This window comes from Streptomyces sp. NPDC091682 (assembly GCF_044756625.1).
Lineage (GTDB): Bacteria > Actinomycetota > Actinomycetes > Streptomycetales > Streptomycetaceae > Streptomyces.
In genome coordinates this window covers 1-13,174 of sequence record NZ_JBIVTH010000017.1, presented here as the reverse complement: position 1 = coordinate 13,174, position 13,174 = coordinate 1, and the positions used below count along the sequence as shown (strand labels likewise).

General features: G+C 72.9%; 13 protein-coding genes and 1 pseudogene. 4 read left to right on the top strand and 10 right to left on the bottom strand.

The window, feature by feature from the left end:
• The first annotated feature begins 29 nt into the window (after positions 1 to 29).
• The gene (locus ACIQK6_RS31895; RefSeq protein WP_329104742.1) at positions 30 to 1,220 is read left to right on the top strand and encodes an SLC13 family permease; all 1,191 of its coding nucleotides are present in this window, start codon (positions 30 to 32) and stop codon (positions 1,218 to 1,220) included.
• Here the strand turns inward: ACIQK6_RS31895 and ACIQK6_RS31890 are convergent.
• The 6 genes and pseudogenes from ACIQK6_RS31890 to ACIQK6_RS31865 form a co-directional block, all read right to left on the bottom strand.
• Positions 1,217 to 2,047, bottom strand: coding sequence for an inositol monophosphatase family protein (locus ACIQK6_RS31890; RefSeq protein ID WP_329104740.1), 831 nt, complete (start codon positions 2,045 to 2,047; stop codon positions 1,217 to 1,219). The genes ACIQK6_RS31895 and ACIQK6_RS31890 overlap by 4 nt on opposite strands.
• Positions 2,028 to 2,651 (bottom strand): hypothetical protein, encoded by a 624-nt coding sequence (locus ACIQK6_RS31885; RefSeq protein ID WP_329108133.1) that lies wholly within the window; start codon positions 2,649 to 2,651, stop codon positions 2,028 to 2,030. The genes ACIQK6_RS31890 and ACIQK6_RS31885 overlap by 20 nt, the downstream gene beginning before the upstream one ends.
• 19 nt (positions 2,652 to 2,670) lie before the next feature.
• The gene (locus ACIQK6_RS31880) at positions 2,671 to 3,615 is read right to left on the bottom strand and encodes a hypothetical protein (protein WP_329104738.1); all 945 of its coding nucleotides are present in this window, start codon (positions 3,613 to 3,615) and stop codon (positions 2,671 to 2,673) included.
• A gap of 70 nt (positions 3,616 to 3,685) precedes the next feature.
• Positions 3,686 to 4,480 (bottom strand): tyrosine-protein phosphatase, encoded by a 795-nt coding sequence (locus ACIQK6_RS31875; RefSeq protein ID WP_402696133.1) that lies wholly within the window; start codon positions 4,478 to 4,480, stop codon positions 3,686 to 3,688.
• A gap of 452 nt (positions 4,481 to 4,932) precedes the next feature.
• A pseudogene (locus tag ACIQK6_RS31870) lies at positions 4,933 to 6,176 on the bottom strand (sensor histidine kinase).
• Positions 6,173 to 6,916 carry a response regulator transcription factor gene (locus tag ACIQK6_RS31865; RefSeq protein WP_329104733.1) on the bottom strand — a complete coding sequence of 248 codons (744 nt, stop codon included), beginning with the start codon at positions 6,914 to 6,916 and terminating at the stop codon, positions 6,173 to 6,175. Before ACIQK6_RS31865 ends, ACIQK6_RS31870 begins: the two are co-directional and overlap by 4 nt.
• Before the next feature lie 73 nt (positions 6,917 to 6,989).
• Here ACIQK6_RS31865 and ACIQK6_RS31860 point away from each other — a divergent pair, with 73 nt between their 5' ends.
• From ACIQK6_RS31860 to ACIQK6_RS31850, 3 genes are all read left to right on the top strand, one after another.
• Positions 6,990 to 8,189: a UDP-N-acetylglucosamine--N-acetylmuramyl-(pentapeptide) pyrophosphoryl-undecaprenol N-acetylglucosamine transferase gene (locus tag ACIQK6_RS31860; RefSeq protein WP_402696131.1), complete on the top strand. Its 1,200-nt coding sequence runs from the start codon at positions 6,990 to 6,992 to the stop codon at positions 8,187 to 8,189.
• The gene (locus ACIQK6_RS31855; protein ID WP_402696129.1) at positions 8,186 to 9,181 is read left to right on the top strand and encodes an SDR family NAD(P)-dependent oxidoreductase; all 996 of its coding nucleotides are present in this window, start codon (positions 8,186 to 8,188) and stop codon (positions 9,179 to 9,181) included. Before ACIQK6_RS31860 ends, ACIQK6_RS31855 begins: the two co-directional genes overlap by 4 nt.
• A 113-nt stretch (positions 9,182 to 9,294) precedes the next feature.
• Positions 9,295 to 9,846, top strand: a complete 552-nt coding sequence (locus tag ACIQK6_RS31850; RefSeq protein ID WP_402696128.1) for a GNAT family N-acetyltransferase — start codon at positions 9,295 to 9,297, stop codon at positions 9,844 to 9,846.
• Here the strand turns inward: ACIQK6_RS31850 and ACIQK6_RS31845 are convergent.
• The 4 genes from ACIQK6_RS31845 to ACIQK6_RS31830 form a co-directional block, all read right to left on the bottom strand.
• A complete protein-coding gene (locus ACIQK6_RS31845) occupies positions 9,843 to 10,829 on the bottom strand; it encodes an LLM class flavin-dependent oxidoreductase (RefSeq protein ID WP_329104726.1) in 987 nt (328 codons plus the stop codon). The genes ACIQK6_RS31850 and ACIQK6_RS31845 overlap by 4 nt on opposite strands.
• 13 nt (positions 10,830 to 10,842) lie before the next feature.
• The gene (locus tag ACIQK6_RS31840; protein WP_037714926.1) at positions 10,843 to 11,364 is read right to left on the bottom strand and encodes a hypothetical protein; all 522 of its coding nucleotides are present in this window, start codon (positions 11,362 to 11,364) and stop codon (positions 10,843 to 10,845) included.
• A gap of 1 nt (position 11,365) precedes the next feature.
• Positions 11,366 to 12,247, bottom strand: a complete 882-nt coding sequence (locus tag ACIQK6_RS31835; protein WP_402696125.1) for an alpha/beta hydrolase — start codon at positions 12,245 to 12,247, stop codon at positions 11,366 to 11,368.
• A gap of 112 nt (positions 12,248 to 12,359) precedes the next feature.
• Positions 12,360 to 13,174: MFS transporter (locus ACIQK6_RS31830; RefSeq protein WP_402696124.1), on the bottom strand; the 815-nt coding region annotated here is incomplete at its 5' end.

The window sequence follows — 13,174 nt, the reverse complement described above, 5'->3', positions numbered from 1 at the left end:
GGGCGTGCGTGTGTGCGAACCTGTTCGCCGTGTCCCTCCTCAGGCGTCTGCATCCACTGGACTGGCTGGCCGGCGGCCTGCTCGCACTCGGTGCGCTGTGCGTCGCCACGGGCCTGCTGCCCACAGGACCCGCCGCGGACGTGTTGGAGCGCATCGGTCCGCTGGTGGTGTTCCTCGCGACCGTCATCGTCCTCGCCGAGCTGACCGGCAAGGCGGAGGTCTTCGACGTCGTCGCCACCTGGGTGGCCCGGGCGGGGCGCGGCAGGTACCCGCTCCTCTTCTGCCTCTGCGTGCTGTTCGCCTCCGTCACCACCATCACCCTCAACCTGGACACGACGGCGGTCCTGCTCACCCCGGTGATGTTGGCGCTGGCGACCCGGGTCGGCATCGCACCCGTACCGCTGGCGATGACCACGGTGTGGCTCGCGAACACGGCCAGCCTGCTGCTTCCCGTATCGAACCTGACGAACCTGCTGGCCGCGGACCGCATCGCGCTGACCCCGTCGGAGATGGCCGCCACCATGTGGGCGCCGCAGTTGGCCGCCATCGCGGTCACGATGGCCTGCCTGTGGGTCTTCTACTGGCGCCCCGGGCGCCGCGCCGAGACCCGGTACGTCCCTCCGCCCCTGCCGCGCCCCGCGGATCCGGTCCTGTTCCGGGTGAGCGCGGTGGCGTGCGCCGGGTTCCTGCTGGCGATCCTGCTCGCCGACGTGCCGCTGTGGTCGGCGTCGATGGCGGCCGCGCTGATCGTGGTCGTGGCCTTCTGGGTGCGGGGCCGCGAGGCGCTGCGCCTGTCCCTGATCCCCTGGCGGCTCCTCGTCCTGGTCCCGGGAATGTTCCTGGTCGTGGAGACGGTCAACGCCCACGGACTGCACGAGATCCTCGCGGCGGCGATGGGCTCGGACAACGACGTCGTCGGAATGCTGCGGTCGGCGGCGGTCGGCGCGGGCTTCTCGAACGTGCTGAACAACCTCCCGGCCTACCTGGCGGGCGAGGCGGCGATCCCGGTGGCCAACCACGAGCAGCTGCTCGCCCAGCTGATCGGCGTCAACGTGGGACCGGTCATCACGCCGTGGGCCTCGCTGGCCACCCTCCTGTGGTTCGAGCGCTGCCGCTGGCACGGCACCCGGATCGACCTGGGCCGCTTCTTCGGTACGGGCCTCGTGCTGGCGGTGGCGGGCACCCTGGCGGCGACGCTGGCGCTGGCGGCCACGACCTAGGCTCCCGGGGTGACGGCCCCCACCTCCCCCAGCAGGTACGCGAGGGTCTCGCCGCGCGCCGCCACGAAGCTGCGCCCGGTGTCGGCCCCGGCGAAGCCGGGTCTGAAGGTCGTCCCGGACAGCGTGCGCAGCTCCACGCCCGCCTCGGCCGCGAGCAGCGCCCCGGTCGGCAGGTCCACGCCCTCGGCGCGGTAGCCGACGAAGGCGTCGATGGTGCCGCGCGCCAGCAGGCTCCAGCCGAGCAGCGGCGCCCACAGTTGCAGGACGCGCCGGCAGCGCAGCTCCAGCACCGCGCGCAGGGCCACCGCCGTCACGTCGCCCCGTTCCACGGCGTACCCCTGGGTCCAGGCGACGACGGGGCCGGGGCGCGGCAGGGCGGGGTCGGGGCCGGGCAGCGCGCCGGACGGCCCCTGGGCCCCGTACCCCCTGACCGCGTGCCAGGTCTCCCCGGTGACCGGCTCGTGCACCACTCCCATCACGGGGTTGCCACCCAGGCACAATCCGATCCCGACGGCGTAGGTGGGCAGCCCGATCACGACGTTGTTGCTGCCGTCCAACGGGTCGACCAGCCAGGTCCGTTCGCCCGCAGCCTCGAGCAGCCCGGCTTCCTCGGACAGGATCCGGTCGTGCGGGAAGTGGCGCCGTATCCGGCCGAGCACGAGCTCCTCGGCGGCGAGGTCGAGGTCCACCTGCACGTCCCCGGACCCGCCCTTCGTCCGCACGCACCGCGCCGTGCCGAAACGCGTGCGCAGCAGGCCGCCCGCCTCCTCCGCCGCGGCGACGGCGACCCGCCTCTCGTGGTCGAAATCAGGCCCGCTGCTCGGCATCGATCCTCCTGAGGACGGTGTGGACGCTGCGCACGGTCTGCGCGGTGTCGCACAGCCGGCGGGTCGTGCGGCGCGGCCGGCCGTCGAGCGGGCCGAGCGAGAGGTCGAGCTGCCCGGGGATCGACGTGCCGTGCACCAGGGTGGCCGCGGGCTCCACGCCCTCCAGCGCGGTGGCGTGGAACTCGCCGGCCGCCAGGGTGTACCTCTGGCCGCCCGCGCTGACGTGGGCGGGGCCGGGCTCGCTCCGCACCAGGAGGGGGGTCGGCCGGATCTCGTCCACGCCGTCGCTCCCGCTGAACACCTCGAAGACCCGGTGAGTGGCGCCCTCCTCGCCGTCCCGCACCGCGCTCGTCCGTACGGGGAGGTTCGCCACCCGCCCGTACAGCACGCGGCTGCGCAGTTCCCAACTGTGGGCGTGCATCGGTGACGCCTCCGGATCGGCACGGTTGCCGATCTCGAAGAGATGCACGCAGATTCCGCGCGGCCCCTCTCTCAGCAGTGGCAGGCAGAGGAATCCGAGCGGATGACGGACAGCATGTAACTCCCTTGCCCCGGAGGCGATTTCCTCCAGGGTGACGAGGGTGGTTTCGAGCTCGCGGTCCATGGGCACGCGCCGGAGCGCATCACCTCCTGTAGGGGTCCTCCGCGTGCAGGGCCTTTTCGATGATCTTGCCGATGTCGCTGTCGGTGAAGACGCGCGGCAAGGGCAGCCGTAGGTCGTCGAAGAGCGTCCGCACCTCGTCGACGGTGGGCTCCTGGCCGAGCGGGGAGGCGACGCGCAGATCGAGCACGGTGGCCTGCTCGCGGCTCTGGTGCAACTCGGTCACGTAGTAGTCGTAGAGCGGCTGCCCGCGCTCCACCAGCAGGTTCACCCGGGACTGGTCGTCCTGGGTGATGACGAGGCAGGTCTCGGACAGGTCGAAGCGCAGCGTCGGCACGGCGGCCGACAAGTGCACGCTGATCTCCAGCGTGGTCAACTGCCGCTGGTACCAGCAGGCGGCGAGGACGGTCGCGTACGACTCCCGACGGACCCGGTCGGTGGTCCACACGTCGTCGCCGCGACGCTGCCCGCCGAACATCTGCCGGAACCGGGCGTACGCGGCGCAGGCCCGCTCGTCGGCCGGATTGACGATGTCGATCTTCACGTTGAGCTGCGAGCGCTGTTCCTTCGCGGCGGCCACGCACAGGGGCAGCGTGACCGCCCGCAGGTAGGTGCCCGTACCGCCCTTGAAGTACCAGAGATTGGTGTGCTGACGGGCCTTGCGCAGTGCCTCGCCGACCTCGTTGCCGGAGAGCGAGCGCACCATCGCCAGGTCTTCCAGGGCCTGCCGGGTCCCGCTCATCGCCTCCTGGATGCTCGCGGGCCGGCGCACCCGCTCCACGATCGACCCGGTCGCGAGGAGGCCGAGCACGACGAGGGTGGCACCGGAGGAGACGTCGTCACTGATGACGTCTCCGAAGATGTCGAGGAGTCCGACCGCCATCGCGATGCCCAGGGCGACCACGACGTCGACGTTCCGCAGCACCCAGGCCACGAAGCGTTCCAGCCGCCCTACGTGCGCTGCCACGAACGCACCCCCCTCCCCCACCCCGTGTTCCGATGGTAGGAGACGCGCCGGTGGCGCCACTAGAGCGACTTCACGTCGCGCGGTGGCCCTCGCCCCCGTCGTGGCCGGTGCCCCCGTCGTCGCCGGTGCCGGTGCCGGTGCCGGTCAGCAGGCGGGAACGCAACCGCTGCGCGGTCCACTCCGACAGCCCGACCCGGTCGGTGAGGTACCCGTGCACGGATCCGTACCGGGCTTCCAGGTCCGCGAGCACCAACTCCATGATCACTGCGGGGGCACGGCCGTAGCTCGGCCACTTCATCACCCGCCCCGGGTTGGCGGCCCGCCAGTCGGCGGCGAGCCGCTCAGTGGCCAGCTCGGTGAGCGCGAAGTCCGCGAGGACGTCCGCCCGGTCCACCCCGAGCAGGGTCAACAGGAAGACCCCGATGAGCCCGGTCCGGTCCTTGCCCGAGGTGCAGTGGAACACCAGGGGGCCGGGGGCCTGCGCCAGCTCCTCCAGCACCTGCCGTATCTCCTCGGCCCCGTCCTCGGTGACCTCGGCGAACCGGTCCGCGAGGTACCGCCAGGGGTCGATGTCCGGATCGATCTCGGCCTGGTCGTACGGCCGGTGCTCGATGCTCAGGTTGACGTAGCGGAAGCGCTCCGCCTCGGGCACCCGCCCCTTGGCCTCGATCTCCCACGGATACCGCAGGTCGATCACGGTCCCGATCCCGAGCTCCAGGAACCGCTCCCAGTCGCCGCCCGCCAGCTTGCCGAGCGAGTCGGCCCGGTACACGGTCCCCCACCGCACGGTGCGACCGTCGGCGGACCGGTAGCCGCCCAGGTCCCGGAAGTTGTGCAGACGTTCGAACTCGACGTGCCGCTCCATCAGATCTCTCCCCCGTCTGCGGACTCCTCACCGGTCACCTTGCCTCAGGTCGGCCGCCCGACGGAGGGTGCTACTGGAGACTGGGCCGAAGATCACAAGCGTCAGCCAACGACACACGTCGACGGTCGACCGGATGATCTGAAGAAGACGACCTAGCCCTCCGCGGCAGGGAGGAGGTAGCCCCGGGTCTTGATTGCACGGCCGCCTCGGTCTTGGGGCCGAACGAGCCGTCGCGGGGCGGTGACCAGCAGCGCGCCGACGGCGGACGCGGCGAGGAGGAGCGGGGCAACGCCCTTCCCGGGGCGGGAGATGCGCATGCCGAGACGGCCTTTCGCTGGTGACCTGATGGCATCGGAAAGCTGCCACAGGGAGCGCGGCGGCCTCCTGCGTCCCACCCGACCGGGACGCGAGGGACGAGCCGGACCGAATGCTCCGGTCCCGGCCGGCCCCGTTCAGAACACCAGTCGGAACAACGCGCCCCCGCCCGGCGCGGCCTCCGCCGTCAGCTCGGCGGAGTGCGCCCGCGCGATCTGCCGGGCCATGGCGAGGCCGAGTCCCGACCCCGGCAGGGCGCGGGCCGCTCCGGCCCGGTTGAAGCGGTCGAAGACGTGCGGCAGGTCGTCCGGCGAGATCCCCGGCCCGTGGTCACGGACCGTCAGCTGCGGTCCCCGGCCGGGGGAGCCCGCCACCAGCTCCACCTCGACGGGCAGCCCGTTCCCGCTGAACTTGGCCGCGTTGTCGAGCAGGTTCCCCAGCAGTCGGCTGAGTCGCGCGGGTACCCCGGGCACCACGACGGGCCCGTCCGGCACGCGTACGTGGAAGGGAACGGCCGGCCAGTGCGTGCGCGCCGCCTGCGCGCAGTGCTCCACCAGCGCACCCAACCGGACCTGTTCCACCAGCGGCTGCGGCTCTTCGTCGCGTGCCAGCTCGATCAGGTCTCCCACGAGCCCCGTCACTTCCCGCAGCTGCCGCCCCAGCGCGGCCGAGGCGCGGTCGCGCTGGTCGGGGGTGAGCCGATCGGCCCGGGCCAGCAGTTCGGCATTGGTCCGCAGCGCCGTCAGCGGGGTGCGCAGCTCGTGGGAGGCGTCCGCGACCAGTTGGCGCTGTGCGGCGATCGACTGTTCGAGCTCCCCCAGCATGGTGTTGAAGCTCGTGGCCAGCCGGGTGATCTCGTCCTCCCGCCCCGGTGGCGGCAGTTCGATCCGGTGCCGTGCGTCGCGGGTGGCGGCGATCCGCTCGGCCGTCGCGGTGAGCCGGGTGACCGGGGCCAGGCCGGTCCGCGAGACCCAGGACCCCAGGAGGGCGGCCAGCACCACGCCGATCACCGCCGTCAGCACCAGCCATTGGGCTGCCTCCTCGATGCCGTCCTCGACGGTGTCGGCCCGCAGGGCCACCTGGAGGGCGCGCCCCTTGGCGTAGTCGGTGGTGAGCATCCGGGCGGGATGTCCGGCCACCGTGATGTTGGTGTAGTAGGGGGCCTTCCGGCCCGCGGGTTGCGCTGGGCGGCCAGCCGCGCGGACTGGGTGAGGCTGAGGTCGAGCTGCTCGTAGAGCGCGGACCGGACCACCAGGAACGCCGCCGCGCACACCCCGACGGCCACGAGGGCCACGGCGGCGGTGACCGACAGCGCCAGCCGGGTGCGCAGGGGGCCGCGCCTGCGCCAGACCCGGCCGAGCCGCCGGCGGCCGCCGCTCACGCCGCGTCCAACCGGTAGCCGACCCCGTGGACGGTGTGCACCAGTCGGGGCTCGCCCGCTGCCTCCAGTTTCCGGCGCAGGTAGCCGACGTAGACGGCGAGGGAGTTTGAGTCCGGCCCGAAGTCCCGTCCCCACACCACCTCGAGGATCAGCTCGCGCGGGAGGACCTGGCCGGGGTGGCGCAGGAGCAGTTCGAGCAGGGCCGCTTCGGTGCGGCTGAATTCCAGCGGACGGCCGCCCCGGCGTCCGGTCCGGGTCGCGGGGTCGAAGGCGAGGTCGGCGAAGCCGAGCGGGGCGGCGGTGCCGGCGGGTCCGGGCGCGGCCCGTCGCAGGAGCGCGCGGACCCGGGCGACCAGCTCGTCCAGGGCGAAGGGCTTCACGAGGTAGTCGTCGGCGCCCGCCTCCAGTCCGTCGACGCGCTCGCTGACGGAGTCGAGCGCGGTCAGGACGAGGACGGGGGTGCGGTCGTCCAGTGCCCGCAGCTGCCGGCAGACGGCGAGGCCGTCGAGTACGGGCATCATCACGTCGAGGACGACCGCGTCGGGCTCCCAGGCCGCGACCTGCGAGAGGGCCGCGAGCCCGTCCGGGGCGCCCCGCACCTCGTACCCCTCGACCGCGAGCCCGTCCTCGACGGCTGCCCGCACCTCGGGCTCGTCGTCGACGACGAGGATGCGCTGCCTGCCCGTACCGCCCGTGTGGTGCGTGCCGCCTGTGCTACCTGTGTTGTCCGTGGAGCTCATGGGGCAAAGCCTGCCAAGGGCTTCTGAGAGAACCTCTTAGAACGTTCTTAAGGCGCACCGGGAGTGTGCGCACATGACCACCACCTCACCCCACACATCCGCGGCGCTCTCCGTCGTGATCGGCGCGGGCGGCACCGGCGGGCACATCTATCCCGGTCTCGCCCTCGCGGAGGCGCTGCGCGCCGCCGTGCCCGGAGCCGTGATCTCGTTCATCGGGACCGAGCGGGGCCTGGAGACCGAGTTGGTCCCCGGCGCCGGCTACCGCCTGCACACCGTCGACATGATCCCCTTCGATCCCGCGCTGGGCGCGAAGCGGTACCTGCTCCCCGCGGCGCTGCTGCGCTCGGCGCACCAGGCGCGTGCGGTGATCCGGGCGCAGGGTGCCCACGTCGTCGTGGGCATGGGCGGATATCCGAGCGCCCCCGCCGTGCTCGGTGCCCGTCTGGCGGGGCTGCCGGCCGTGATCCACGAGTCGAATGCGGTACCCGGCCGTGCCAACCAGTTCGCGGCCCGGCTCACCCCGCACGTCGCGGTGGCCTTCGACCGCAGCCGGAGCCACCTCTCGGGCGGTGACCGGGCGCTGACCACCGGGATGCCGATCGCGGCGGCCCTGTCCGGCCTCGCGGAGCTGCCCGGACCGGACCGGGTGGCGCTGCGCGCCGAGGCCCGGCGCGCCCTCGGGGTGCCCGCGGGGCGCCGGCTGGTCGTCTTCAACGGCGGCAGCCTGGGCGCGGTCCGCCTCACGCGGGCGGCGACCGCGCTGGCCGACCTCTGGCAGCACCGGGACGACGTACAGCTGCTGGTCAAGACCGGTCCGGCCGCGCTGGCGGACGCGGTGGCCGAGCTGGCGGCATCCGGCGGGCAGCGGATCGCCCGGGTCGTGCCGTACCTGGACCGGATGGACCTCGTCTACGCGGCCGCCGACCTGGTGGTGTGCCGGGCGGGATCCGCGACGGTCGCCGAGCTCGCGGCGACCGGGGTCCCGTCGGTCCTGGTGCCCTACCCGCACGCGCCCGGCGACCACCAGACCCACAACGCGCGGGTGCTGTCGGACGCGGGAGCGGGACTGCTCCTGCCCGATGCCGAAACCACCGCCGACCGTCTCGCCGGCCTCCTCGGGCCCCTGCTGGCCGACCCGGCGCGGCTGACGGCGATGGCCGGCGCCGCCGACCCCGGCCCGCACGCGCGGGCCGCCGAACTGCTGGCCGCGGAAGTCCTCCGCGTCGCCGGCCTCGCCCCCACCCCCGTCATCTCTGATCTGGAGCGCATATGAACAGCTGGACCGACCGCACCGTCCTCGTCACCGGCGCGGAGGGCTTCATCGGCTCGACGTTGGTGGACCTGTTGGTGTCGCGGGGTGCGCGGGTGCGCGCCTTCGTCCACTACAAGCCGTACGCCGAGAAGGGCCACCTGGCGCGCTACCTCGCCGACCCGGGCGGTCCGGTGGAGATGTGGGCTGGCGACGTCCGTGACGCGGGCCGGGTCAGCGACGCGGTGGCGGGCTGCGACACCGTCTTCCACCTGGCGGCGCTGATCGGGATTCCGTACAGCTACGCCTCGCCGGGCGCGTACGTGCAGACGAACGTCACGGGCACGCAGAACGTGGCGGAGGCCTGCCGGCGGCACGGCGTACGCCGCCTCGTGCACACGTCGACCAGTGAGGTCTACGGGACGGCGCTGACCGCCCCGATCTCCGAGAGCCACCCGCTGCAACCGCAGTCCCCGTACTCCGCCTCGAAGATCGGCGCGGACATGATGGCGCTCTCCTTCCACCACGCCTTCGAACTCCCGGTGACGGTGGTGCGCCCGTTCAACACGTTCGGGCCGCGCCAGTCGGCGCGCGCGGTCATCCCGACGATCCTGGCGCAACTGCACGCGGGGTCCCAGGAGATCCGCCTCGGCTCGCTCGCGCCGACCCGGGACTTCACGTACGTGACGGACACGGCGGAGGGCTTCCTGGCGGTGGCGGAGTGCGACCGGGCACTGGGCGAGGTGGTCAACCTCGGAACCGGTGAGGAGATCTCCGTCGGCGCCCTGGCCGAGGCCCTGATCGTGGCTTCCGGCCGGGACGCGGAGGTGGTGGTGGACCCGACCCGGCTGCGCCCGTCGGGCAGCGAGGTCCAGCGCCTGCTCTCGGACAACTCCCGGGCCCGCGACTGGGCCGGCTGGCGGCCCCGGGTCGGCCTGGCGGAGGGCCTGCGCCGCACCTCGGAGTGGATCGCGGCGAACCCCTCCCTCTTCGCCCCGGACCACTACGCGGTCTAGGAGCATCGATCACGAGCGGCCCCGGGGCGCCATCGGCCGGATAAGCCGGTGAACCGATGACCGGATACCGGATATCTTGGCTGGTCCCGCAACGGCTACGGAGGTCCTCCAGCATGAGCAGCACGACGCCGTCCTTTCCCGACCGGATGGAGCTGACGGGCGAGGGCCTGGTCCTGCGCGACTGGACGGCGGCGGACCTGGCGTCGATGCCCGAGCTCTTCGACCACCCCGACATCGCGTACTGGACGCCGATCGTCTCCCCCTTCGACGACGAGGCCGCCCGCAACCGCCTGAACCGGGCGAGGGAACTGCGCACGCAGGGCACCGCCCTCCTGCTGGCCATCACCGTCGACGGCGGCGCCCCGCTCGGCGAGGTGATGCTCAAGCGCGCACCCGAGGGGACGGAGCTCGGATACGCGCTCGGTCCGGCGCACCGAGGCCGGGGGCTGGCCGCCCGAGCCGTGCGGGTGATGGCCGCGTACGCCTTCGAGCAGTTGGGGGTGGAGCGGGTGATCCTGGAGCTGGAGGCCGAGAACGCCTCCAGCGTCGGCGTGGCCACCCGGGCCGGTTTCCGACTCCTCGACGTGCCGCCCATCACGGGCGAGGAGAAGGGCCGGCCCTACGTGCTCGAGACCTGGGGCCTCGACCGCCCCGGGTCGGCCTAACCCCGCAGGGACAGGCCGGCGGCTCCCACCGGGGCCACTGGCTGCGCCTCGGGGGCCGGGAGGGCGAAGGTCTCGGACAGCAGCTCGTACGAGCGTTGGCGGTCCGCCGGGTCGCAGGTCAGGGTGTTGACGATCAGCTCGTCCACGCCGTGGCTCCCGGCGAGGGCCGTCAGTGCCGCGGACACCTGCTCCGGCGCCCCGGAGACGAGGGCCGTGCGGTGCACCTTGGCCCGTTCCAGTTCCGCGCCCGTCCAGCGGTGGCGGCGCGTGGTCTCGTAGGAGGGCAGCGGGCCGTCCTCGCCGAGGTCCTTGCGGGCGCGCCACAGCAGCAGGCTCTGGGCCAGTTCCTCGGCGCGGCCGGCGCTGTCCGCGGTCACCACGCGTACCGCGAGCGCGCCGCCCGGCCGGTCTCCCGTGGAGGTGCGGAACTGGGCGCGGTAGTCCTCGAAGGCCTCCTGGCCGCCCGCCGGGGAGAAGAAGTGCCCGAACGCGAACTCGGTGCCCAGCAGCCCGGCCAGCCGCGCCGACTCGCGTCCGGCGCCCAGGAGCCACATCTGCGGCGGGACCGGTGCGTGCGGGACGACTCCGCCCTCGCCCAGTAGTGCGCGCAGCCGGGCCAGCCGCTGCGGGAAGTCGCGGGCGGGGCCGCCGGCCCGGCCGATGCCGAGGTCGACCCGTCCCGGGTGGAGGGAGGCCAGTACGCCGAACACCTCGGCCACCTTCGCCGGGTCGTAGCGGGGCAGCAGCACTCCGCCGGTCCCGATCCGCATCCGCGAGGTGCGGGCGAGCAGGGTGCCCGCGAGGATCTCCGGCGCGCTGCTCGCGAAGCCGGGAGAGTCGTGGTGTTCGGCGACCCAGTAACGGGTGTAGCCGAGGCGTTCGGCAGCGCGGGCGAGATCCACGGAAGCGCGCAGTGCCCGGTCCGGAGTGTGGTCCTCGCCGACCGGGGTCTGGTCGAGTACGGACAGTCGCAGCTTCGTCATGACGGGCCGCCTTTCAGTGCTGGTGGGCGGGGAGTCCGGTGGCGCCCGCCATGGTCGCGGGCACGATCCTGAAGTCCCGTTCGAAGACCAGGTTGTGCAGGTCCGCGGCGGCGATCGCGCGCAGGGTGGGCAGTTCGGCGGCGGCCTGTGCGTCGTCGAAGACGTTCAGCGGCCATTCGGAGACCGTCGCGCCGCGCAGGTGCGGGTGGTGGAAGGAGGCTCCGTAGTGCGCGTACAGCGTCACGGGCGGGATGTCGGCGGCCGACTGCTCGTCCCACCAGAGGGTCCAGGCGTGGAAGAGGCTCCGGTCGTCGGCCCGTTGGACGCCGCTGGCGTCGATCACGCCCTGTCCGAGGAGCAGTTCGTCGTTGAGCTCGCCGAGCGCCTGGCGTGCGTACGGGTCCAGCAGGCGCGCGGCGGTTCGGAAGTGCTCCTCCTTGTCGGGGCGGGAGACGGAGCCGCCGTGGATGCCGTCGCGCAGGTCGGCGAAGTGGCGCAGCAGGGCGTCGAGGTTGGGGACGTCAGAGGTGGTCATGTCAGCTCCGTGGAGGGGAAGGGGGGAGGGTTTCGGGGTCGTTCGGTGCGGTGAGGCGGCGCAGGGCCAGCCCGAGCCAGCCGCGCATCGACGCCGTCGGGTGCCCGCCCGGACCGCGGCCGGGTTGCAGGAACGCCCCGTGACCCGTCTGTCGGAACTCCCGCAGGTCGACCTCCACCCCGGCCGCCCGTAGCCGGCGCCCGTAGTGGTGCACGTCGTCGCTGACGGGGTCGAGGTCGCCGGTGGCCATCACGGCCGGCGCGAGTCCGCGCAGGTCGGCGGCTTCGAAGGGGGTGCTGTGGAGCCGGGTGCCGTCCGCGGCGACCGGCCGGCCCGGGTGCCGGTAGTCCTGCCAGGCCGCCCTCAGGTAGGAGGCCGTGGGGAACATGTCCGGGAAGCGGTGGTACGAGGCCGCCGCGCAGCCGGGGTCCAGCGGCGGGTAGGCCAGTACCTGTGCGGCCAGTGGCACCCCGCGGTCGCGGCAGACGAGGGCGGCCGAGGCGGCGAGGGTGCCGCCGGCGCTGTCCCCGCCGACGGCCAGGACGGGCGGGGCGGACGGGCCGGATCGGGCTCCGGCGGGCCCGTCCGGCTGCTCCCCGGCCCAGGTCAGGGCGGACAGGATGTCCTCGACCATGGCCGGGTGGCGTACCTCGGGGGCCAGCCGGTAGTCCACGCTCACCACGCCGAAGCCGGAGTGGCGTGCGAGTTCGGCGGTGGCGCCGTGCCAGTCCTGGGCGGATCCGGCACGCCAGCTGCCCCCGTGGGCCCACACCAGCCAGCCCTGCGGCGAGGTGGTACCGGGCCGGTACGCCCGGGCGGGAAGGGGCCCGGACGCGGTGGGCACGGACACCTGTTCCCAGCTGACGACGGTGGGTGTGGCCATCGGGGTTCCTTTCCATCGGTAGCCGGCGCTCGCGCCGGGCCCGGGGCCAACGTTCGCGTCCGGGGCAGGGCTGTCACAAGGCGGAGTTGCCTTAGTGGAGGCGCGCACTTCGTCAGCTGGGCTGCTTGGTGCGGAGGAAGAGGACGGTGGTGAGGATGCCGACCAGGACGATCGCGGTGTTCACGATGACCGCGGTCGTGATCCCCGCATGGATGTCCGTGTTGGCGGCGGCGATCGCCGACATGATCGGCGTGCCCATCGTGATGCCGACCTGCTGCGTCATCGTCGCCAGACCCGTCGCCATGCCCTGCTCGTGGTCCGGCAGACCCGTCGTCGCCGTCACCATGAACCCGACGATCACCAGCATGTTGCCGACACCACCGGCGAACGTGGCGATCAGCAGCAGCCACATCGACGCCGACGTCTCGCCCAGCGCCACCAGGCTCAGCGTCGCCACCGCCTGCAGCACACCACCGATGATCAGCGTCGACCTCGTTCCCACCGCACCGATCACCCGCGGAGCGATCGAACCACCGATCACGGTGCCGATGCCCAGGACGCCGAAGGACAGACCCGCCGTGAGCGGCGAGAAGTCCAGCACCTCCTGGAGGTAGAGCGTCATCAGGAAGACCAGGCTGGTCTCGGTGAGGAACGCGATCAGACCCGCGATGTTGCCCCACGCGACCGTCTTCTTCTTCAACACCGAAACCGGCACCAGCGGGGCCGAGCTCTTCGACTCGATGGCGTAGAAGACGACCAGCAGCACCACGCCCGCGGCCAGCCAGCCCAGCGCCGAAGGCGCACCCCAACCGTGCTCGCCCGCCTGCGTCAGCCCGTAGATCAGCGCGAGCAGACCCAGCGTGACGGCCGTCGCGCCCGGCAGGTCGAGCTTCGGACGCACCGACGGACGCGACTCCTTGATCACCG

What these genes read in the sequence shown, in the direction of transcription:
- ACIQK6_RS31890 (WP_329104740.1), bottom strand. Translation starts at nt 2,047, where the DNA reads ATGCCGAGCAGCGGGCCTGATTTCGACCACGAGAGGCGGGTCGCCGTC.
- ACIQK6_RS31885 (WP_329108133.1), bottom strand. Translation starts at nt 2,651, where the DNA reads ATGGACCGCGAGCTCGAAACCACCCTCGTCACCCTGGAGGAAATCGCC.
- ACIQK6_RS31875 (WP_402696133.1), bottom strand. Translation starts at nt 4,480, where the DNA reads ATGGAGCGGCACGTCGAGTTCGAACGTCTGCACAACTTCCGGGACCTG.
- ACIQK6_RS31865 (WP_329104733.1), bottom strand. Translation starts at nt 6,916, where the DNA reads ATGAGCTCCACGGACAACACAGGTAGCACAGGCGGCACGCACCACACG.
- ACIQK6_RS31860 (WP_402696131.1), top strand. Translation starts at nt 6,990, where the DNA reads ATGACCACCACCTCACCCCACACATCCGCGGCGCTCTCCGTCGTGATC.
- ACIQK6_RS31855 (WP_402696129.1), top strand. Translation starts at nt 8,186, where the DNA reads ATGAACAGCTGGACCGACCGCACCGTCCTCGTCACCGGCGCGGAGGGC.
- ACIQK6_RS31850 (WP_402696128.1), top strand. Translation starts at nt 9,295, where the DNA reads ATGAGCAGCACGACGCCGTCCTTTCCCGACCGGATGGAGCTGACGGGC.
- ACIQK6_RS31845 (WP_329104726.1), bottom strand. Translation starts at nt 10,829, where the DNA reads ATGACGAAGCTGCGACTGTCCGTACTCGACCAGACCCCGGTCGGCGAG.
- ACIQK6_RS31840 (WP_037714926.1), bottom strand. Translation starts at nt 11,364, where the DNA reads ATGACCACCTCTGACGTCCCCAACCTCGACGCCCTGCTGCGCCACTTC.
- ACIQK6_RS31835 (WP_402696125.1), bottom strand. Translation starts at nt 12,247, where the DNA reads ATGGCCACACCCACCGTCGTCAGCTGGGAACAGGTGTCCGTGCCCACC.